The organism is Pseudonocardia benzenivorans CB1190 (assembly GCF_000196675.2).
In the GTDB taxonomy this organism is placed as follows: Bacteria; Actinomycetota; Actinomycetes; order Mycobacteriales; family Pseudonocardiaceae; genus Pseudonocardia; species Pseudonocardia benzenivorans.
The window spans coordinates 3,810,138-3,831,324 of sequence record NC_015312.1 but is presented as its reverse complement, the minus strand read 5'-3'; the positions used below and the strand labels follow the sequence as shown (position 1 = coordinate 3,831,324).

The window sequence follows — 21,187 nt, the reverse complement described above, 5'->3', positions numbered from 1 at the left end:
TATCCTTCCGGAGGTGGAGCGCGCATGACGGATCTGCAGCCGGCGGCGCCGCCCGTGCCCGGTCCGGAGGGCCCCGGCACGGCGGCCGCCAGGGCGGCGACGAACTCGGCGGCGAACACTGCGCCGACGGGCCCCGCGCCGTCGAGCACCGGGCGGTCGAGCCCCGCGCCGTCGAACCCCGCGCCGTCGAACCCGGCGCCGACCGGCACCGCGGTGACGAAGCCGTCGGCGACGCGTCGCGTGCGGGCGCGGATCGCCCGGCGGATGACCCCGCAGCGGGTCGCGATCGTCAAGCCGGTGCTCGAGCCGTTGGCCACCGTGCACCGCACGCTGCACCCCAACGCCGACCTGGGGCTGCTGCAGCGCGCGTACGACGTCGCCGAGGCCAAGCACGCCCACCAGAAGCGCAAGTCGGGCGACCCGTACATCACCCACCCGCTCGCCGTCGCGACGATCCTGGCCGAGCTCGGTATGGACACGACGACGCTGGTCGCGGCCCTGCTGCACGACACCGTCGAGGACACCGACTACTCGCTGGAGCGGCTGCGCACCGACTTCGGCGACGAGGTCGCGCACCTGGTCGACGGCGTGACGAAGCTCGACAAGGTCGAGTTCGGCACCGCGGCCGAGGCCGAGACGATCCGCAAGATGGTCGTCGCCATGGCCCGCGACCCGCGGGTGCTCGTCATCAAGCTGTCCGACCGGCTGCACAACATGCGCACGATGCGCTTCCTGCCGCCGGAGAAGCAGGCCAAGAAGGCCCGCGAGACCCTCGAGGTGATGGCCCCGCTGGCGCACCGCCTCGGCATGGCCACGGTCAAGTGGGAGCTCGAGGATCTGTCGTTCGCGATCCTGCACCCCAAGAAGTACGAGGAGATCGTGCGCCTCGTCGCCACCAGGGCGCCGTCGCGCGACACCTACCTCAAGCAGGTCATCGACGAGGTGATGCAGCAGCTCGAGGGCGCACGCATCACGGCGACGGTCGAGGGCCGGCCCAAGCACTACTACTCGATCTACCGCAAGATGATCGTCAAGGGCCGCGACTTCGACGACATCCACGACCTCGTCGGGGTCCGGGTCCTCGTCGACGAGGTCCGCGACTGCTACGCGGCGATGGGCATGGTGCACGCGCTGTGGCAGCCGATGCCCGGCCGGTTCAAGGACTACATCGCCCAGCCGCGCTTCGGTGTCTACCAGTCGCTGCACACCACCGTGATCGGCCCGGACGGGAAGCCGCTCGAGGTGCAGATCCGGACCCGCGAGATGCACCGCACCGCGGAGTTCGGGATCGCGGCGCACTGGCGCTACAAGGAGAGCAGGGGGTCCCACGCGGCCACGGCCGGCACCGTCGAGATCGACGAGATGTCGTGGATGCGCCAGCTGCTCGACTGGCAGCGGGAGGCCGCCGACCCCGGCGACTTCCTGGAGTCGCTGCGGTTCGACCTCGCCTCGCAGGAGATCTTCGTCTTCACCCCGAAGGGCGACGTCGTCACGCTGCCGACGGGCTCGACGCCGGTCGACCTGGCCTACGCCGTGCACACCGAGGTCGGCAACCGCTGCATCGGCTCCCGGGTCAACGGCCGGCTGGTCGCGCTGGAGCGGACGCTGGAGTCCGGCGACGTCGTCGAGATCTTCACGTCCAAGGCCGAGGGTGCGGGCCCGAGCCGCGACTGGCTGCAGTTCGTCGCGTCGCCGCGGGCCAAGACCAAGATCAAGCACTGGTTCGCGAAGGAACGCCGCGAGGAGGCCATCGAGGCGGGCAAGGACGCCATCACCCGGGAGGCGCGCCGCACCGGCATGCCGTTGCAGCGGCTCGCCTCGCCGGACTCGATGGCCGCGCTCGCCCGCGAGCTGCACTACCCGGACCTGTCGGGGCTCTACGCCGCGGTCGGGGAGGGCCACGCGAGTGCCCGCCACGTCGTCCAACGGCTGGTGGCGCTGCTCGGCGGCATGGAGGACGCGGAGGAGGAGCTCGCCGAGCGGGCCACCCCGTCGACCGTCCGGCAGCGCAGGCCCACCGGCGACGCGGGGGTCACCGTCGTCAACCCCGACGGCACCTCGGCGGGCGACATGTACACCAAGCTGGCGCGCTGCTGCACCCCGGTGCCGGGCGACGACATCCTCGGGTTCGTCACCCGCGGCGGCGGCATCAGCGTGCACCGCACCGACTGCACCAACGCCCACGACCTGCAGAGCCGCCAGGAACGCCTGGTCGACGTCGCGTGGTCCGTGTCGCCGGGGTCGGTGTTCCTCGTCGCCATCCAGGTCGAGGCGCTCGACCGGCACCGGCTGCTCTCCGACGTCACCAAGGTGCTCGCCGACGAGCGGGTGAACATCCTCTCGGCGTCGGTGACGACCTCGCGCGACCGCGTCGCGGTGTCGCGGTTCAGCTTCGAGATGGGCGACCCGAAGCACCTCGGCCACCTGCTGCGCACGGTGCGCAACGTCGAGGGCGTCTACGACGTGTACCGGGTGACGTCGGCCGGCTGAGCGGCTCGGCCCGCGACGACACCGGGCCCGGTCCGCGGAGGGCGGACCGGGCCCGGTGGCCCGTCGACGATCGGGAGCCGCCGATCGGGAGCCGACGGTCAGGGTGTGACGGTCAGGAGGTGAGCGTCGCGGTCTGGATGCGGACCTCGGTCTTCGGCTTGCCGTCGCCGGTCCCGTTGGAGTCGTCCTCGCCGCCCGCGGCGATCTTGTCCAGGGTCGCGAGGCCGGCCGCGTCGACGGTGCCGAAGACCGTGTAGTCCGGCGGCAGCGTCGAATCGCCGTAGACGAGGAAGAACTGGCTGCCGCCCGAGTTCGGGGCCGACGTCTTCGCCATCGCGACCGTGCCGCGCGGGTAGATGACCGATCCGCTCCCGCCCGGCGCGGGCGCCAGCTTCGTCGGCGGCTCGTCGGGGATGGTGTAGCCGGGGCCGCCGGTGCCGGTGCCGGTCGGGTCGCCGCACTGCAGGACCTTCAGCCCCTCACCGGTGGTGAGCCGGTGGCAGATCGTGTCGTCGAAGTACTTCTGGTTCACCAGGCTCACGAAGCTGTTGACGGTGCAGCGCGCCTCGGCGCGGTCCAGGGTCAGCCCGATGGGCCCGGCCGACGTGGTCAGCGCGACGCCGACGGTGCCGGTGTCGGGGACGTCGTCGGTCGACGGGGGGTTGTTGGGCTTGGCCGCACCGGTCTCGGTGGGGTAGCTGCAGGCCGTCGTGGGTGCCGCCGCCTGGTTGCCCGAGCCGCCGCCGGAGCCGATCGTGGTCAGCAGCACCACGCCGACGACCACGACGACGACGACCGCGGCGGTGGTGATCGTCGCGACCCGCTTGCGTCGGCGTGCCTGTTCGGCCCGCCGCTGCTGCTGGCTGGCGAGCTTGCGCTTGGCCGCCTCGCGTCGCATCTGGTTGGTCGCCACCGCGGTGCATCCTCCTGTCCTCGGCAACCGGCGCCCAGCGGGCGCTGCCGGCGGCGGCGAGCCTATCCACCGTGCCTGAGAGGAACCTGGGTGGGCGCGTCTAGGCTGCTCGTGTGCTCGTCGCAGGCTTTCCCGCCGGGTCGTTCCAGACCAACTGCTACGTCCTCGCCCGTGAGGCGGGGGAGGCGTGCATCGTCGTCGACCCCGGACAGGACGCGGTCGAACCGCTCGAGGAACTGCTCGCCGAACACCGGTTGACGCCGGTCGCGGTGCTGCTCACCCACGGGCACTTCGACCACACGTTCAGCGTCGCGCCGGTGTGCGACGGCAACGACATCCCCGCCTGGATCCACCCCGACGACCGGGAGCTGCTCGCCGACCCGCTGAAGGGCATCTCGGCGGAGTCCGCCGCGTTCTTCGGCGGCAGGCTGGAGCTGCGCGAGCCGCGCTCGGTGGAGCTGCTCGCCGACGGGTCGGACCTGCAGCTCGCCGGGCTGACCCTGCGCGTCGACCACACCCCGGGCCACACGCCGGGCTCGGTCGTCTTCACCACGCCGTCCGATGACGGGACCGAGGTCATCCTCGCGGGCGACACCCTCTTCGCCGGGTCGGTCGGCCGTACCGACCTGCCGGGCGGCTCGCACCGCCAGCTGCTGGCCAGCGTGCGCGACAAGCTGCTCGTGCGCGACGACTCCGGGTTCGTGCTGCCCGGCCACGGCCCGGCGACCACCATCGGCCGGGAGCGGGCGAGCAACCCGTTCCTGCAGGATCTGGGCGAGCAGCCGCCCGCACGGAGGGGACTGTGAGCGCGACGGACACGGGCTCGGGGACGTCGACCGGGACCACGCCGGGAACGGGCCGCGCCCAACCCTTCGCCGCGCCGAAGGGCATCCCGGAGTACCTGCCCGCCGACGGCTTCGTCCGGGTCCGCGACGCGCTGGTCGCCGCCGCGGACCGGGCCGGCTACGGCCACATCGAGCTGCCGGTCTTCGAGGACACCGGCCTCTACGCCCGCGGCGTGGGGGAGTCGACCGACGTCGTCAGCAAGGAGATGTACTCCTTCGCCGACCGGGGCGAGCGGTCGGTGACGCTGCGGCCCGAGGGGACCGCGGGCGTCGTGCGGGCCGTGATCGAGCACGGCCTCGACCGCGGCGGGCTGCCGGTCAAGCTGCGCTACGCCGGGCCGTTCTTCCGCTACGAGCGCCCGCAGGCCGGACGCTACCGGCAGCTGCAGCAGGTCGGCGTCGAGGCGATCGGCGTCGACGACCCGGCGCTGGACGCCGAGGTGATCGCCGTCGCCGACGAGGGCTTCCGCTCGCTCGGGCTCACCGGCTACCGCCTGGAGCTGACGTCGCTGGGCGACGCCGACTGCCGCCCGCCGTACCGGGAGCGCCTGCAGGAGTTCCTCGCCGGGTTGCCGCTCGACGAGGCGACCCGGCACCGCGCGGCGATCAACCCGCTGCGCGTGCTCGACGACAAGCGTCCCGAGGTGCGGGCGCTGCTCGCGGACGCGCCGCTGCTCGTCGACCACCTCTCCGAGGCCTCGGCCGCGCACCACGCGGCGGTCAAGCGCCACCTCGACGACCTCGGCGTGGCCTACGTCGAGAACCCCCGGATGGTCCGCGGGCTGGACTACTACACGAAGACGACGTTCGAGTTCGTCCACGACGGCCTCGGCGCGCAGTCCGGCATCGGCGGCGGCGGCCGCTACGACGGGCTGATGGAGGTGCTGGGCGGGCAGCCGCTCTCGGGCGTCGGGTTCGGGATCGGCGTCGACCGCACCCTGCTGGCGTGCCGGGCCGAGGGCGTCGCGATCGACGACGCGCCCCGCGTCGACGTCTTCTGCGTGCCGCTGGGCGACGCCGCGCGCGACCGGCTCGTCGTCGTCGCGGCGAAGCTGCGGGCCGCCGGCGTGCGGGTCGACATCGCCTACGGCGGCCGCGGCCTCAAGGGGTCGATGAAGGCGGCCGACCGGTCCGGCGCCCGGTTCGCGCTGGTCCTCGGCGAGCGCGACATCGAGGCCGGCACCGTCGGGGTCAAGGACCTCGGCTCCGGCGACCAGGACGCCGTCGCACTCGACGCGGTGGTGGAGACGGTCGCCGGCCGCATCCACGGCTGACTGCGCATGGCCGTCACCGACCGGGAGCGCTGGGACGCGCGGCACGCCGTCGCCGGTGTCGGGCAGCCGGCGCCGCCCGATGCACTGCGCGGCCGCGAGGACCTGCTGCCCGCGGGCGGTCGGGCGCTCGACGTCGCCTGCGGCCGGGGGAGCGTCGCGGTGTGGCTGGCCGCGCGCGGGTTCGTCGTCGACGCGGTCGACGTCTCGCCGGTCGCGCTGGCCGCCGGCGCCGCGCTGGCCGCCGCGCAGGACGTCGAGGTCGCGTGGCACGTGGCCGACCTCGACGCCGGTCTCCCGGCCGCGTGTACCGGGCCCTACGACCTCGTCGTCTGCCAGCGGTTCCGCGACCCCCGCCTGTACCCGGCGTTCGCGCGCCTGCTCGCCGAGGGCGGGCTGCTCGTGCTCACCGTGCTGTCCGAGGTCGACGACGAGCCCGGGCCGTTCCGGGCCGGGCCCGGTGAGCTGGCCGCCGCGTTCCCCGGGCTCGACGTGCTCACCCACGAGGAGGGCGACGGCGCGGCCACGCTGCTCGCGCGGCGCCGCGAGGTCACACCGGGCGCGGTTCCTGGCTCGCCACCAGCGCCGCCAGCCCCGTCGTGATCGGCACCGAGGCCACCAGCCCGATGCTCCCGACGAGGGTCCGCACGATCTCCGTCGCGACGTCGCCGATCGTGAGGACGTGGCCCAACCCGTTGCCGGACAACGAGAACACCAGCATCAACGGCAGCGACGCGCCCGCGTAGGCCAGCACGAGGGTGTTGACGGCCGACGACACGTGGTCGCGGCCGATGCGCATCGCCGCGGCGAACAGGGCACCCGCACCGAGGTCGGGGTTGGCGGCGCGCAGCTCCCAGACCGCGCTGGTCTGGGTGACCGTCACGTCGTCGAGGACGCCCAGCGCCCCGATCACGAAGCCCGCGAGCAGCAGGCCGCGGGCGTCCACCGGCGCCCCGAGGGTGGCGATGAGGTTGGCGGTCTGGTCGTCGAGACCCGTCAGCTTCGCGGCGGCCGCGAAGACCGCGCCGAGCGCCCCGATGACCCCCAGCGAGACCAGCGTCCCCAGTACCGCCGTCGACGTGCGGGCCGAGAGCCCGTGGGTCAGGTAGAGCACCACGAACATGACCAGGCACGCACCGACGATCGCCACAGCCAGCGGGTCGTGGCCCGCGATGACGGACGGCAGCACGAACACCAGCAGCACGACGAACGTCAGGCCCAGCGCGACGAGCGCCGCGAGCCCGCGCCACCCGCCCAGCACCAGCACCGCCGCCGCGAAGAGCACCGCGAGCCAGACCAGCGGCGGGCCGCGCTGGAAGTCGACGACCTGGTACGAGCCCGGATCGAGCGGGTCCGCGCCGGACCACTGCAGCACGACCCCGTCGCCGACCGCGAACCGCGGCGTGGACGGTTCGACGGGCAGGATCTGCACGAGATCCCGGCCGGGCAGCGGCCCGTCGGTCATGTGCACGGTGAGGCCGAGGCAGGCGCCCGTGCCGTCCCCGGGTGTGCAGTCGGCCCGCTGGGTCGCGACGACCTGGGCGTCAACCGGCGTGCCCGGCTGCTGCGTCGTGGCCGGCGGCCCCTGGCGCGGCCAGAGCAGGACGACGCCCACGACCGTCGCGAGCGCGCAGGGCACGAGCAGTGCGGCGATGAACATCCGGACCCGGCGGGCCGACGGCCCGGCCGGCGCGTTCGAGTGCGAGTGGCCGTGACCGTGGCTCGGCCTGGGGGTGTCCCGTGCCCGGCCGGGACGACCGTCGTCGTCGCGGGCGCGGTCGGTGTCTCCGTGCGCGGTGTCGGCGTGGGCGGTGTCTGCGTGCGCGGTGTCTCCCTGGGCGGTGTCGCCGTTCCCGGGGTCGCGGCGGGTGGGTCCGGAGCCGGGCCGGGCGGTGGTCCGGCGGGCCGCTCGGGTGTGCGGCCGGTCGTCGCCCGCCGGGACACCGGCGGGGACCGCGGCGAACTCGACCGTCGGGGCGTCGGAGCCGTGGGCCGTGTCGCCGGCCGTGTCACGGGCGCGGGTGTGCTGTGGCCGTGTCGTGGCACGGCCCGCGGCCCCGGACCGATCGGGATCGCGGCGATCGGGATCGGCCTGCGACACCGGTGCATTCTTCCAACGCGGTGCCGGGCCTCCGGACCGGGTCGGCAGTCGGCTCCGGGCAGTGCCCGGCGCCGGGTGCGGCCGAGCGGGCGGGCTGAGCGGGCGGGGTCAGCGGCCGGGCCGCGTCCGGAGGTCGCCGAGGACGCGCTCGGCGACGCGCAGCGGGCCGCCGTCGGAGGGATACACGGCGCCGGGCTCGTCGGGGGTGAGGGGCTCGAGCGTCGTGAGCTGGCTGCCGAGCAGTGAGGCGGGCATGAAGTGGCCCCGCCGGGTCCGCAGCCGCCGGTCGAGGTCCTCGGGCCCGGCCGTGAGCTGGACGAACCACACCGACGGGTGGCCCGCGCGCAGCAGGTCGCGGTAGCTGCGGCGCAGGGCCGAGCAGGTGACCACGGCGTTCCGACCGTCCGCCTCGCACGTCCCGACCCACGCGGCGATCCGGCGCAGCCAGGGCAGCCGGTCCGCGTCGTCGAGGGGTGTCCCGGCGGTCATCTTGCGGCGGTTGGCCGCCGGATGCAGGTCGTCGCCCTCGGCGAAGTCCCAGCCGGTCCGCTCCACGAGCAGGCGGGCGACGGTCGACTTGCCCGTGCCGGACACCCCCGAGACGACGACGGTCGTCGTCCGGACCTGCGGCGCCCCGTGCGGGGCCGACGGTGTCCCGTTCACCGGTCCAGGATGCGCGGTCGGCGCACGGCGGCCAACGGGTGGGGATAGCGGCTTGCAGGGGTGTCGAACATGTGTTCGAATCCCGGGGTGCGGTGGAGCGGGCAGCAGGTGCGGGACGACGGGGTGGGCGGCGACGCGGCGTTGCCGGGCCTCCGGGGGCTGCTGCGCAGCGTCCGGACGCCGGAGTTCGCGGGCACCGTCTTCCACGAGGTCGAGGCGAAGTCGGTGCTCAACCGGGTGCCGGCGCCCTCGCGCATGCCGTTCGCCTGGACGGTCAATCCGTACCGCGGCTGCTCGCACGCGTGCGTCTACTGCCTTGACGGGTCGGCGCGCGTGCTGCTGGCCGACGGTCGATGGCGGCCCATCGCCGACGTGACGGTCCGCGATGCGGTGGTCGGCACCGAGGTGGGTCCCGACGGTGTCCGCCGCTACGTCCGCACCCGGGTACTGGCGCACTGGTCGACGGTGCGCCCGGCCCGCCGTGTCGTGCTCAGCGACGGCACGGACCTCGTCACCAGCGGAGAGCACCGCTTCCTCACCAGTGAGGGATGGCGCCACGTGTCGCCGGGGTGGTGCCGCAGTGGCCGGCGTCCGCACCTGCGGCCGGGGTCGCGCCTGCTCGGGCCCGGTGCGCCGACGCCCTCGCCGGCGTCCGAGCCCGCGTACCGGGTGGGCTACCTCTGTGGGATCACCCGGGCCGACGCGGTGCATCCCGCCGCGTCGGGTGAGGCGTTCCCGTCCGGCCGGATCCCGCTGGAGGCACTGGCGCGGGTCCACCGGATGCTCGCCGACGCCGACGGGGCCGCCGCCGGTCCGGCCGCACGCGATCTGGTCGCCCACCTCGACGCGGGCGTGCTCGGCCGCATGGCCGAGGTCGGTGTCGCGGTCGGCGCCGGGGGCGGGGCCGGTGCCGCCGCGGGCCCCGGAGCCGGTGGCGCCGAGCCCGGTGCCGCCGGAGGCCCGGCACGGGCGACGGTTCCGGTGACGACGGTCCCGGCGTCAGCGGCTGCGGGGAGCTCCCCGGCGGCGCTCGCCCGCGGCGGTGGCTGGGCCCGTGCCGTGGCGATGCCAGGGGTGTGGACGTCGGCCTCGGGGCCGACCCGCACCACCCGCCCCGAGGCGCGTCGGCCCCGGCCGGGTGGGCGTGCATCGCGGCGGGCCGGGGCAGCCTCGCTGCCGGCAGCCGCGACAGCGTCGTCGGGCTCGGCAGGGCCCGTCGGCTCGACGGGCTCGACGGGCTCGACGGGCTCGACGGGCTCAGCCGGGCGGGCAGTGCCGGTCGGCTCGGTGCAACCGTCCGGATCCCTCGCAGTGGCGGAAGCTCCCGGAGCGCCGGTCGCTTCCGTGGCCGCGGCGACCCCGGTCGCGACGGCCGCCCGGCGGGTGCCGCTGCCCGCGGGGGGCGGGGTGCGGGTCGGGTCGGCCGCGGCCGTGGGTCCGGCCGGGTGGCCGCTGCGGCCCGGTCGGGAGTGGAAGGCCGGCTTCGTCGCGGGCGTGCTCGATGCGCTCGGGTCCCGCTCCGGCGCGGCGCTGGAGGTGCGGGCCGTCGGCCCCGCCGGTGGCGACCTGCTCGACCGGTTCGTCGCCGCGGGCCGGGAGCTCGGGTTGCGGTTCGTCCGGCATGCTCCGGGCCCGGGCGCCGGGGAGGCGCTGCACACGGCGGTCCTGCCGGCGGATGCGCGCACGCTCACCCGGCTCGCCGGCTGTGTCGACCCGTCGGCCACCGGGATCCGCGAGCCCGGCGGGTCGGTCGTCGCGGCGGCCGGGCCCGAGGTCGTGGCCGTGGAACCGCTCCCGGAGTCGCGGCCGATGTTCGACATCACGACGGGGACCGGTGACTTCGTCGCCGAAGGCGTGATCAGCCACAACTGCTTCGCGCGCAACACCCACACCTATCTCGACCTCGATGCGGGCGCCGACTTCGACAGCCAGATCATCGTCAAGGTCAACGCTGCACGAGTGCTCGAACGCGAGGTGAATCGGCCGCGGTGGCGCCGTGAGCCCGTGGCGATGGGCACCAACACCGACCCGTACCAGCGGGCCGAGGGGCGTTACCGGTTGATGCCGGGCATCGTGCGGGCGCTCGCCGGATCGGGAACGCCCTTCTCCGTGCTCACCAAGGGGACCGTCCTCGGCCGCGACCTGCCGTTGATCGCGTCCGCAGCCCAGGACGTCCCGGTCGGGCTCGGGGTGTCGATCGCGCTGCTCGACCGGTCGCTGCAGGCCCGTCTCGAACCGGGGGCGCCGAGTCCGCGGGCCCGGCTCGACCTGGTGCGGCGGATCACGGACGCCGGTCTGCCCTGCGGGGTGATGGTCGCGCCCGTGCTGCCGCTGCTCACCGACTCGGCGGAGGCGCTCGACGCGCTGCTCGGACGTATCGCGGCGGCGGGCGCGACGGGCGCGAGCGTGATGGCGCTGCACCTGCGCCCCGGGACCAGGGAATGGTTCCTCGCGTGGCTGCAGCGCGAGCATCCCGGGCTCGTCGACGCGTACGGGCGGCTGTACCGCCGCGGGGCATACGTCGACGGCGCCTACCGCACCGCGCTGGCCGAACGCGTCGCACCGCTGCTGCGCCGGCACGGGCTCGACGGCTCGGTGACGGCGATGCGCTTCCGCGGCCGTGCCGCCGACGTCGACCTGGGCGCCGCGGGTCGCGCCGACCCGGGGACACGGCCGACGTCCGACCGGGACCCGGAGGTGGCGGCGGCGGCACGCCCGTCTGCCGGCAGGGACGACCGCAGCGGTGCGGCGGGCGACCAGCTCAGCCTGTTGTGAGCCGCCGCTCGCGGCCCGCTGGGCCCCGGCACACCGGGTCGTCGCGGGGCACCGACACGTCGGGACGTCCTCGCGTCGCCGCGTCGCCGCACGGTGCGCCGGGGGAGCGGAAACCTGCTGGCCGTCACCGTCGGGGCGCCGGATAGCCTTGCTCCCCGTGATGCGCACCCACCCCGCCGGCACGTTGCGTGCCGACCATGCCGGACAGACCGTGACCCTCGCCGGTTGGGTGGCCCGCCGTCGCGATCACGGCGGCGTGATCTTCATCGACCTGCGCGACTCGTCCGGTTCCGCGCAGGTCGTGTTCCGCGAGGGCGAGATGGCCGAGCGGGCGCACCGGCTGCGGTCGGAGTTCGTCGTCCAGGTCACCGGCGAGGTGGCGCGACGCCCCGCGGGCAACGAGAACCCCGAGCTCGCGACGGGCGAGATCGAGGTACTGGCCACCGACCTGACCGTGCTGTCGGAGTCGGCGCCGCTGCCCTTCCCGATCGACGACCACACCGAGGTGGGCGAGGAGATCCGGCTCAAGCACCGCTACCTCGACCTGCGCCGTACCGGTCCGGCGGCCGCGCTGCGGATGCGCAGCGAGGCCAATCGGATCGCGCGCACCGTGCTGCACGAGCGCGACTTCGTCGAGGTCGAGACGCCGACGCTGACCCGGTCGACCCCGGAGGGCGCGCGCGACTTCCTGGTCCCGGCGCGGCTGCGGCCCGGCTCCTGGTACGCCCTGCCGCAGAGCCCGCAGCTGTTCAAGCAGCTGCTGATGGTCGCGGGCACCGAGCGCTACTACCAGATCGCCCGCTGCTACCGCGACGAGGACTTCCGCGCCGACCGTCAGCCCGAGTTCACCCAGCTCGACATCGAGATGAGCTTCGTCTCCCAGGACGACGTCATCGAGCTGGGCGAGGCCGTCACCGCGGCGCTGTGGCGCGAGCTCGCCGGTTACGAGATCCCGCTGCCGATCCCGCGGATGACCTACGCGGAGGCCATGGCGCGCTACGGGTCCGACAAGCCCGACCTGCGCTTCGGCATCGAGCTCACCGAGCTCACCGAGTACTTCTCCGCGACGTCGTTCCGCGTCTTCCAGGCCGACTACGTGGGCGCGGTCGTGATGCCCGGTGGCGCGTCGCAGCCGCGTCGGCAGTTCGACGCGTGGCAGGAGTGGGCCCGTCAGCGCGGTGCCCGCGGCCTCGCCTACGTCACCGTCGGCGAGGACGGCACGCTCGGCGGTCCCGTCGCCAAGAACCTGTCCGACGTCGAGCGCGACGGGCTGGCCAAGGCCGTGGGCGCCGACCCCGGCGACGCGATCTTCTTCGCCGCGGGTCACCCGTCGGACGCCCGCGCGCTGCTGGGTGCGGCACGCGGCGAGATCGCCCGCCGCGTCGGCCTGGTCGACGAGAGCGCCTGGTCGTTCGTGTGGATCGTCGACGCGCCGATGTTCGAGCGCGTCCGCGACGACAAGGGGGAGGAGATCGGCTGGACCGCCGTGCACCACCCCTTCACCTCCCCGAACGAGGACTGGCTCGACCGCTTCGAGGAGGCGCCCGACCAGGCGCTGGCCTACGCCTACGACATCGTCGCCAACGGCAACGAGATCGGCGGCGGCTCGATCCGTATCCATCGTTCCGACGTGCAGCAGCGGGTGTTCGCCCTGCTCGGCATGGACGAGGCCGAGCAGCAGGAGAAGTTCGGCTTCCTGCTCGACGCCTTCCAGTACGGCCCGCCGCCGCACGGCGGCATCGCGTTCGGCTGGGACCGCATCTGCATGCTGCTCTCGGGGGCGGAGTCGTTGCGCGACGTCATCGCGTTCCCGAAGACCGGTGGCGGGTTCGACCCGCTGACCCAGGCGCCCGCGCCGATCACGGCGGCACAGCGCAAGGAGGCGGGTGTCGACGCGACCCCGCCGAAGCCCAAGGACCAGGCCGAACCGCCCGCCGGGAGCTGACCCCGTCGGTCGGCAGTGTCCGCGCGGGGCAGCCCGCGCCCCGCAGTCGGGCTCGATCCGCGGTGGGGCGGCATGTGCGTTCGGGCGGCACTCGGTCGGCCGGTATCCGCGGGAGCAGCGCGGGGCATGTGGCCGGGCTCTGTTCGCGGTCGGCAGCAGCGGTCCGGTCGGACCCACGAAGGCCGTCGCCGCTCCGGCGCCGCGCTGCGACACGCCGTCTCCCCCGGGAGCGTGGGCGCCGGGTGCGGCCCGCGCCCGCGGGTTCGGTCCGTGGTCGGGGCTGCGGCGGTCGTCGCTGCTCTGCGGGCTGCGGCGCGGCCCGCCGGGCGGAGCGACGAGACGTGTTGCGGCCCTGGGACCGCGGGCGCTGACACCAGCCCTGCGCAGATCGACGCCGCTCCATCGGGGGAACCAGGCTCTCGCCGGGTAAGGTCATCGCCGATGGTTCGTGACCTGGCCGACTTCCCCAGGCCGGTGCTCGCGGCGCTGGCTGCCGCGGAGCGCCTCCTGACCCGACGCTACGGCGCGTCGGTGGTCCTGGCCGACCCCGAGGACCTGGGTGGCAGCGACCGGTCGGTGGTCGCGCGCGCCCGCGTGGCGCGCAACCCGTTCTCGATGCGCCGAACGGTCGTCGTCAAGCACTACGTCGGCGACGCCGACTCCGACCGGCCCGACCCGTTCCACTTCGAGGTCGCGAGCTGCCAGCTGTTCACCGCGATGCCGGCCGACGCCCGGCCCAGCCCGGTGATCATCGCCCACGACCCGCAGGCCCGGCTGCTCGTGCTGGAGGACCTGGGCCGCAGCTCGACGTTGGCGGACAAGCTCTTCGGACCCGACGCGGCCGCCGCCCAGCGTTACCTGATCAGCTGGGCGCGGGCCCTCGGCCGGATGCAGGCCGCCACGGCGGGCCGGGAGAACGACTTCGGGGCGCTGCTGCGCCGCCTCGGTGAGAAGACCTGGCGCGATCCCGTGGCCGACGAGGCCCGCGCCGCGATCGCCGGGCTGCCCGGCCTGCTGGAGTCCGTGCTCGGGGTGCAGGTCTCCGCGGCGGCGACGGCGCAGGTCCACGAGACCGCGCGACTGCTCGGCGGCACCCGGTACCGGGCGTTCAGCCCGTCGGACACGTGCCCGGACAACAACCTCGTCACCAGCCGCGGCGTGCGGTTCGTCGACTTCGAATGGGGCTGCTTCCGCGACGTGGCGCTCGACGCCGCCTACTTCCGGGTGCCGTTCCCGGGGTGCCGGGCGAGCTTCGCGATGCCCGAGGGGATGAGCGAGGCGATGCTCGAAGCGTGGCGCGACGAGATCGCCGTCGTCTGGCCCGACCTCGACGACCCGTTGCGCCTGGACCGCCGCCTGCTCGACGCCCAGCTGCTGTGGGTGTGGCTGTGCACGTGGTGGCTGCTGCCACGGATCCGTGAACGGGACACCTCGATGGGACCGGAGCCCGGGCGCTCGCCGCGGATCAGCACAGCGCTGTGCGACTACTGGCGCCGGCTCGGCACGGCCGCGGCCGAGGCCGAGGGGCTCGCGGCGACGGTCGAGCTCGCCGACGCCGTGACGGCGGCGCTGCGCGCCCGGTTCTCCGACGCGCCGGCGGCGTTGCCGTTGTACCCGGCGTTCCGCAGCGCGGTCTGACGCGCACCGGACGTTCCCCGGGCCGCCCGCGACGCGTCACCGCACGCACACCGCCGGTCCGGCGGCGGGAGCGATCGTGAGCGCGTGATCGCGCCGCCCGCCCCGTCGCTCCGGCCCGCCGCCGCCCCGACCAGCGCCGAGGGGCGGACGACCGCGTCCCGTCCGGGGCCCGCGCGTGCCGCGGACGACCCGGAACCCACGGGCGCCGTGAGCCCACCCGACGGCGGCCTGCCCCCGGGGCCGCTACATCCCGAGCCGGTGGCGCCGTCGAGGGCCGCGTCCGCCGGGGCGGCCCGGCCGTGGTCGGTGACGCCGCCGCCCCCCGCGCCCGTGGGGCACCCGCCGGCCGCGCCGGTCCTCGCCGGGCAATCCGTGTCGCGGTGCGCGCACGCGGCGGCAGCGAGACGCCCGGGGCCCGCCGGGGGCGGGAGGCGGGTCGAGCGACTCGCCGTCCTCGGCGACTCGACGGCGGTCGGAATCGGGGACCCCGCGGCGGGCGGCGGCTGGCGCGGGTTCCCCGTCCTGCTGCGCGACGCCCTGGACGCACCACCCGCCATCGCCGGTCACGCCACTGCCGGTCAGGCCGCCGCCGGTCGCGCTGCCGCCGGACAGACCGCCGGACAGACCGCCGGACAGACCGCCGGACAGACGGCCGGACGGACCGTCGGGCAGACCGGTGCCGATCACACCCGTCGCGAGCACCCGGGCACCGCCGGCGAGCCCGCCCCGCGGACCCGGCTGACGAACCTCGCTCGCTCCGGCGCCCGGATGCGCCGGCTGCGCACCGAGCAGCTCCCCGCGGCCCTCGGGTCCAGCCCCGACATCGCGATCGTCTGCGCCGGGATGAACGACACCCTGCGCTCGGACTTCGATCCCGCCGCACTCGAGGCGGACTGCGCCGCGACGCTCGCGGCCCTGCGGGAAGCGGGGGCGCTGGTCGTCGTCCTGCGCTACCACGACCACACCCGTGTCTTCCGGCTCCCGGCCCCGCTGCGGCGGGCCCTCCGGACGCGGATCGAGCTGCTCAACGCCGCGATCGATGCGGCGGCCGACCGGGCCGGGGCGACCGTGCTCGATCTCGACGCGCTGCCGGGGGGCTACGAACGTTCGGCCTGGGCGGTCGACCGGCTGCATCCGTCGGAGTTCGGCCACCGGCTGCTCGCGGGGGCCCTCGCGGACGTCGTCGCCGCCGCGGGTTGGGCGGTGCCGGAGCCGGTGTCGCCGGAATGCTCCGGCGGTCGCCGGGTGACGACGACGCACCGGATCGCCTGGCTCGTCGTCAAGGGGCTGCCGTGGCTGGTGCGCCGCGCCGGCGACCTGGGGCCCGTGATCGCGCTCGGACTGGTCGACGGGCTGCGCGGCGGGCGCACGGAGCCGTAGGTCCCGGCCGGAGGACACGGCGCCCCGGGGTGGCGCAGGCGTGAGCAGCCGCGCAGTGCGCCGTGCACGACGACGCGACGAACGCGCGCGTCCACGAGCGCCCGGATCTCTGGGAGTGGCCGCTCCCGGCGGGCGGACGTCAGGCGGCGACGGGTGCCGCGGCGACGGGCTCGGGCGCGAGGAGCGCCTCGATCCGCCACAGCTGCTCGCGGGTGCACGGGCCGCAGCGGAAACCGATGGTGCCGTCGGGAGCGTGCTCGCTGCTCCACTCGAGGCTGTGTACGTCGTCGAGGGTGCGGGGCCGCGCGCAGGTGAGGCAGGCCCCGTGACGGGTGCTCGTGGCGTCCATGTCGGCAGCGTGCCGCAACGCTGTTGCGGAACTGTGAACGACGTGCCCCGGGCGCGTTGCGATCCCGCAACTCCGTCCCGGCCCCGACCCTCGGACCGGCGACTCTCGGACGTCCGACGACCGGCCGTGACGACCGGCCGTGACGACCGGCCGTGACGATCGGCCGTGCCGGCCGGACTCGGCCGCCGGCCCGCGTCGGGCCCCTCGGCCCGACCCGTCGCCTCCCGCCTCAGAGCGACCGGAGGAAGTCCCCGATCCGATCGACCGCCTGCTCCAGCAGCGGCAGCGCCGTCGCGTAGGAGCACCGGACGTGGCCCTCGCCCGACGGCCCGAAGACGTTCCCCGGTACGACCGCGACGCCCTGCTCCTTGAGCAGCCGCTCGGCGAAGGTCTCGGAGTCGAGTCCCGACGATCGGATGCTCGGGAACGCGTAGAACGCGCCCTCCGGCTCGGGGCACTCCAGGCCGGTCTCGCGCAGTCCCTTGACGAACACCCGCCGCCGTCGGTCGTAGTCGGCGACCATCTCCTCGACGTCGGTGTTGGCCGAGGTCAACGCCTCGACCGCGGCGAGCTGGGAGACGTGCGGGGCGCACAGCATCGTGTACTGGTGCACCCGGACGCACAGCTCGGCGATCGGCTGGGGCGCACAGATCCAGCCGACGCGCCAACCCGTCATCGCCTGTGCCTTGGAGAACCCGCCGAGCACGACGGTCCGCTCCCGGGCCGCCGGGATCGCGCCGAGGCAGGTGTGCACGCCGTTGTAGGTCAGCCGGTCGTAGATCTCGTCGGAGATCAGGTACAGGTCGTGCCGCGCGGCGAGCTCCGCGAGCGCCTGCAGCGCGGCGCGGGGCTGCACGGCACCGGTCGGGTTGGCGGGCGACCCGATCAGGATCGCCTTGGTGCGCGGGGTGATCGCCGCGGCGACGGTGTCGACGTCGATCGCGAAGCCGTCCTCCCAGCGCGTCGGCACGGTGACCGCCACCCCGCCCGCGAAGGCCACACACGGTTCGTACGCGACGTAGCAGGGCTCCGGGACGATCACCTCGTCGCCGGGGTTGAGCAGCACCCGCAGCGCGAGGTCCAGGCCCTCGGACACGCCCGTCGTGATGAGGCACTCGCTGTCCCACGCATACTCCGCGGCGTAGCGCTCCTGCAGCTGAGAGCAGATCAGCATCCGCAGCGCGGGAAGGCCCGCGTTGGACGTGTACGTCGTGTACCCGTGCTCGAGGGCGTAGATGCCGGCCTCGCGGATGCGCCAGGGCGTCACGAAGTCGGGCTCGCCGACGCCGAGGGAGATCACGTCGTCCATCTCGGCGGCGATGTCGAAGAACCGCCGGATGCCCGACGGCGGACACGCGGAGATGACCTCGTTGAGCGGCTTCACCGGGACCTCCTACGGGGTGACGCGGAGCCGGTGGTCGGGCTCCGGCTCGGCGAAGACGTCGCCGTCGCGCTTGAAGGTCTTGAGGACGAAGTGCGTGGCGGTCGACTGCACCCGGTCGATCGTCGACAGCCGCTGGCTCACGAAGTCGCTGACCGCGCGGATGTCGCGACCCACGACGGTGCAGCGCAGGTCGTGCCCGCCGGAGACGAGGTGCACGCTCCTGACCTCGTCGAACCGGGAGATCCGCAGGGCGACGTCGTCGAAGCCGACCCCGCGCGCCGGCGCGACCGCGACGTCGATGAACGCCACCACCTTCTCCCGGGCGATGGTGTCGTCGACGGCCTCCCAGTTGACGACGGCCTTGTAGCGCCGGATGACGCCCGCGGCCTCCCACTCCGCGATCCGCGCCGACACCTCCTCGACCGGCAGGCCGAGCATCGTCGCGATGGTGTCGTGACTCAGCGCCGAGTCACGCTCCAGCAATTCGAGGATCTCCCGCACGGTCGCCAACCCTACGACGCCGTGGCCGTCGAGGGGGCCGTCGAGGGCGCCGCCGCGCGGGCCAGTCTGCGCACCGCGTCCTGGAGGACGGGTTCGGGGTAGGTCGCGAAGCTGCAGCGCAAGGCCGATGTCAGCGGGTCGTGCACGGCGAACGCGGAGCCCGGCACGAACGCGACGCCGTGCTCGATCGCGCGGGCCAGCAGGGCGGAGGTGTCGCGGCCGTCGGTGAACCGCAGCCAGCAGAACATCCCGCCCGTCGGGGTGCTGCGCTCGACGGCGTCGCCGAACGCCTCGTCGACGGCCGCGGTGAACGCGCGGGCCCGGGATCGGTAGGCCACGCGCAGGCCGTCGAGATGGCGCTGCAGCCAGTCGGTGTCGGCGAGCAGTTCCGCCGCGACGGTCTGGGTCAGCGCCGACCCGCACAGGTCGGTGGACTGCTTGAGCCGTTCGACGGCCGCGCCCACCTCGGGCGGCGCGACGAGCCAGCCCACCCGCAGGGCGGGCGCGAGGATCTTCGACGCGCTGCCGAGCCGCGCCACCCGGTCGCCGTGGGCCGCGACCGGCACCGGCGGCGGTCCCTCGAACGCGATCAGTCCGTACGGGTCGTCCTCGACGACGAGGAAGCCGTACCTGTCGGCCAGCCGCGCGAGGCGGGCCCGTCGCTGCTGGGACAGGGTGACCCCGCGCGGGTTGTGGAAGCTCGCGACGGTGTGCACCAGGCGTGGCCGCAGACCCCCGTCGAGCAGGCGCTCGAGCGCGTCGAGGTCCATGCCGTCGGCGTCGACGGGGACGCCGTGCAGCACCGCGCCCGCGGCCTGGAACACCTGCAGTGCCCCGACGTAGGCGGGATCCTCGACGACGACCGCCGCGCCGGGGTCGAGCGTCGCGCGGGCGAGCAGGTCCAGCGCCTGCTGCGACCCGCTCGTCACGACGACGTCGGCGGGGCCCAGGTCGCGGCCCGTCCGGGCCGACTCGTGCGCGGCGACGGCCTCGCGCAGGGCGCCGATGCCTGCCGTCTCGCTGTACTGGACGGCCGCCGGTGCGGCGAGCGCGCGGGCGGTGGCGGCGGCGATGCGCTCGTGCGGCATGAGGTCGACGGCCGGCAGCCCGCCGGCGAGGCTGAGCACGTCGTGGCGCGCGGTGAGGGTCAGCAGGTCACGGATCGCCGAGCCTCGGACGGCCCGCATCCGGGCCGCCAGCGGCACAGGGCCTGCAGGGACGGGCTCCGGGGCGGGATGGACGGGACGTGCGGGTGCGGAGCACATGTCGGCCTCCCGGTCGCGGTGACCGCCCGGCGGACGCGGGGCGGGCATTCCGTCGTCGGACGACGGAGTGGGGTCGGGCGCTGGTTCGGCGCCCGACCGCGGTCCCGCGCGGATCGATCACTGCGAGAGGAACGGGACGCGACCGGGTGGGCCCGTCCCGTAGCCCATTCTCCGCCAGCATCCTGCGATCCGGAACTGTGATCCCAGTATCCGAAACGTCCCGGCGACGCCGCCGGGTGTGCGCGGACGGCCGGCGCAGGGTTGTCGGGCCGCGGTGGCAGGCTGGTCGTCGATGACTACCGACGGTCTCTTCGACATCGCCGAGCCGGACGACGCGTTCGGCGGGCCCGCCGAGCCGCAGGTCCGCGAGGGCGCGCCGCTGGCGGTGCGGATGCGGCCGCGCTCGCTCGACGAGGTCGTCGGCCAGCGGCACCTGCTCGGGCCGGGGGCGCCGCTGCGCCGGTTGCTCGAGGGTGGGGCGCCCGCGTCGGTGCTGCTCTACGGCCCGCCCGGCACCGGCAAGACGACCCTGGCGCGGCTCATGGCCCGCTCGGGTGGCGGCAGCCGGCACTTCGTCGCGCTCTCGGCGCTCTCGGCGGGGGTCAAGGAGCTGCGCGCGGTGATCGAGGACGCGCGGCGCCGCCTCGACCGTGACGGCCGGTCGACGGTCTTGTTCATCGACGAGGTGCACCGCTTCTCCAAGACGCAGCAGGACGCGCTGCTCGGCGCCGTCGAGGACCGGCTGGTGCTGCTCGTGGCGGCGACCACCGAGAACCCGTCGTTCTCGGTCGTCTCACCGCTGTTGTCGCGCTCGCTGATCCTGCAGCTGCGTTCCCTGGAACCCGACGAGCTGCGCGCCCTGCTGCGTCGCGCCGTCGTCGACGGGCGGGGCCTGGGCGGCTCGGTCGAGCTCGCCGACGACGGTGAGGACGCGCTGGTCCGGCTCGCGGCGGGCGACGCGCGGCGGGCGCTGACGGCGCTCGAGGCCGCGGCCGACGGGGTGCGGTCGGCAGGCGGGCACAGCATCGGCCTCGCTGACGTCGAGCGCGCCGTGACCGAGGTCGCCGTCCGCTACGACCGGGCGGGCGACCAGCACTACGACGTCATCAGCGCCTTCATCAAGTCGATCCGCGGGTCGGATCCCGACGCGGCCCTGCACTACCTGGCCCGGATGATCGTCGCGGGGGAGGACCCGCGGTTCATCGCCCGCCGGCTGATGATCCACGCGAGCGAGGACATCGGCCTCGCCGACCCGACGGCGCTGCAGGCCGCGACGGCCGCGGCGCAGGTGGTGCAGCTCGTGGGGATGCCGGAGGCACGGATCGCGCTGGCCCAGGCCACGCTGCACCTGGCCACGGCGCCGAAGTCCAACGCGGTGATCACGGCGATCGACGCCGCGATGGCCGAGGTCCGGGCGGGGGCGGTCGGTTCGGTGCCCCCGCACCTGCGCGACGGGCACTACTCCGGCGCCGAGAAGCTCGGCAACGCCGTGGGCTACCGCTACCCGCACGACGACGCCGACGGCGTGCTCGCCCAGCAGTACCCGCCGGACGACCTGGTCGGCCGCGACTACTACGTCCCGACGACGCGCGGGTCCGAGCGGGTGCTCGCGGAGCGGCTCCCGCGGTTGCGCCGCGCGGTCCGGGGGGACGCCCGGGGCTGAGTGG

The 21,187-nt window shown here is 74.9% G+C and carries 16 protein-coding genes; 9 read left to right on the top strand and 7 right to left on the bottom strand.

The window, feature by feature from the left end; all coding sequences use genetic code 11:
- Positions 1-24: 24 nt before the first annotated feature.
- On the top strand, positions 25-2,490 hold the full coding sequence (locus PSED_RS17985) for a RelA/SpoT family protein (protein ID WP_013675669.1): 2,466 nt from the start codon (positions 25-27) through the stop codon (positions 2,488-2,490).
- Between the two features lie 112 nt (positions 2,491-2,602).
- On the opposite strand, the gene PSED_RS17980 is transcribed toward PSED_RS17985, so the two are convergent.
- Positions 2,603-3,403 (bottom strand): peptidylprolyl isomerase, encoded by an 801-nt coding sequence (locus tag PSED_RS17980; RefSeq protein WP_013675668.1) that lies wholly within the window; start codon positions 3,401-3,403, stop codon positions 2,603-2,605.
- 113 nt (positions 3,404-3,516) lie between these two features.
- On the opposite strand from PSED_RS17980, the gene PSED_RS17975 reads away from it, so the two are divergent.
- The 3 genes from PSED_RS17975 (at position 3,517) to PSED_RS17965 (ending at position 6,122) form a co-directional block, all read left to right on the top strand.
- Positions 3,517-4,209, top strand: coding sequence for an MBL fold metallo-hydrolase (locus PSED_RS17975; RefSeq protein WP_013675667.1), 693 nt, complete (start codon positions 3,517-3,519; stop codon positions 4,207-4,209).
- A gap of 83 nt (positions 4,210-4,292) precedes the next feature.
- Entirely contained in the window at positions 4,293-5,522 is a 1,230-nt protein-coding gene (gene hisS, locus PSED_RS17970) for a histidine--tRNA ligase (protein WP_041761551.1), read from the top strand.
- A gap of 6 nt (positions 5,523-5,528) precedes the next feature.
- The gene (locus tag PSED_RS17965; protein ID WP_013675665.1) at positions 5,529-6,122 is read left to right on the top strand and encodes a class I SAM-dependent methyltransferase; all 594 of its coding nucleotides are present in this window, start codon (positions 5,529-5,531) and stop codon (positions 6,120-6,122) included.
- Here PSED_RS17965 and PSED_RS17960 read toward each other — a convergent pair.
- Complete coding sequence (locus tag PSED_RS17960) at positions 6,070-7,620, bottom strand: YibE/F family protein (protein WP_013675664.1); 1,551 nt, start codon at positions 7,618-7,620, stop codon at positions 6,070-6,072. The two genes, PSED_RS17965 and PSED_RS17960, sit on opposite strands and share 53 nt — an antisense overlap.
- A gap of 108 nt (positions 7,621-7,728) precedes the next feature.
- Complete coding sequence (locus PSED_RS17955; protein ID WP_013675663.1) at positions 7,729-8,283, bottom strand: gluconokinase; 555 nt, start codon at positions 8,281-8,283, stop codon at positions 7,729-7,731.
- A gap of 69 nt (positions 8,284-8,352) precedes the next feature.
- Here PSED_RS17955 and PSED_RS17950 point away from each other — a divergent pair, with 69 nt between their 5' ends.
- From PSED_RS17950 to PSED_RS17935, 4 genes are all read left to right on the top strand, one after another.
- Positions 8,353-11,058 carry an intein-containing Rv2578c family radical SAM protein gene (locus PSED_RS17950; RefSeq protein ID WP_193788424.1) on the top strand — a complete coding sequence of 902 codons (2,706 nt, stop codon included), beginning with the start codon at positions 8,353-8,355 and terminating at the stop codon, positions 11,056-11,058.
- Positions 11,059-11,215: 157 nt separating this feature from the next.
- Complete coding sequence (gene aspS / locus PSED_RS17945; RefSeq protein WP_041759815.1) at positions 11,216-13,003, top strand: aspartate--tRNA ligase; 1,788 nt, start codon at positions 11,216-11,218, stop codon at positions 13,001-13,003.
- Between the two features lie 441 nt (positions 13,004-13,444).
- Positions 13,445-14,641, top strand: coding sequence for a hypothetical protein (locus PSED_RS17940; protein WP_013675660.1), 1,197 nt, complete (start codon positions 13,445-13,447; stop codon positions 14,639-14,641).
- Between the two features lie 84 nt (positions 14,642-14,725).
- Positions 14,726-16,021: an SGNH/GDSL hydrolase family protein gene (locus PSED_RS17935; protein ID WP_013675659.1), complete on the top strand. Its 1,296-nt coding sequence runs from the start codon at positions 14,726-14,728 to the stop codon at positions 16,019-16,021.
- Between the two features lie 139 nt (positions 16,022-16,160).
- On the opposite strand, the gene PSED_RS17930 is transcribed toward PSED_RS17935, so the two are convergent.
- From PSED_RS17930 to PSED_RS17915, 4 genes are all read right to left on the bottom strand, one after another.
- A complete protein-coding gene (locus tag PSED_RS17930) occupies positions 16,161-16,370 on the bottom strand; it encodes a hypothetical protein (RefSeq protein ID WP_013675658.1) in 210 nt (69 codons plus the stop codon).
- Between the two features lie 229 nt (positions 16,371-16,599).
- A complete protein-coding gene (locus tag PSED_RS17925) occupies positions 16,600-17,754 on the bottom strand; it encodes an aminotransferase class I/II-fold pyridoxal phosphate-dependent enzyme (protein WP_013675657.1) in 1,155 nt (384 codons plus the stop codon).
- A 9-nt stretch (positions 17,755-17,763) separates the two neighbouring features.
- Positions 17,764-18,255, bottom strand: coding sequence for an Lrp/AsnC family transcriptional regulator (locus PSED_RS17920; protein ID WP_013675656.1), 492 nt, complete (start codon positions 18,253-18,255; stop codon positions 17,764-17,766).
- A gap of 11 nt (positions 18,256-18,266) precedes the next feature.
- A complete protein-coding gene (locus PSED_RS17915) occupies positions 18,267-19,520 on the bottom strand; it encodes an aminotransferase-like domain-containing protein (protein ID WP_013675655.1) in 1,254 nt (417 codons plus the stop codon).
- Positions 19,521-19,812: 292 nt separating this feature from the next.
- Here PSED_RS17915 and PSED_RS17910 point away from each other — a divergent pair, with 292 nt between their 5' ends.
- The gene (locus PSED_RS17910) at positions 19,813-21,183 is read left to right on the top strand and encodes a replication-associated recombination protein A (RefSeq protein WP_013675654.1); all 1,371 of its coding nucleotides are present in this window, start codon (positions 19,813-19,815) and stop codon (positions 21,181-21,183) included.
- The last annotated feature ends 4 nt before the right edge of the window (positions 21,184-21,187 follow it).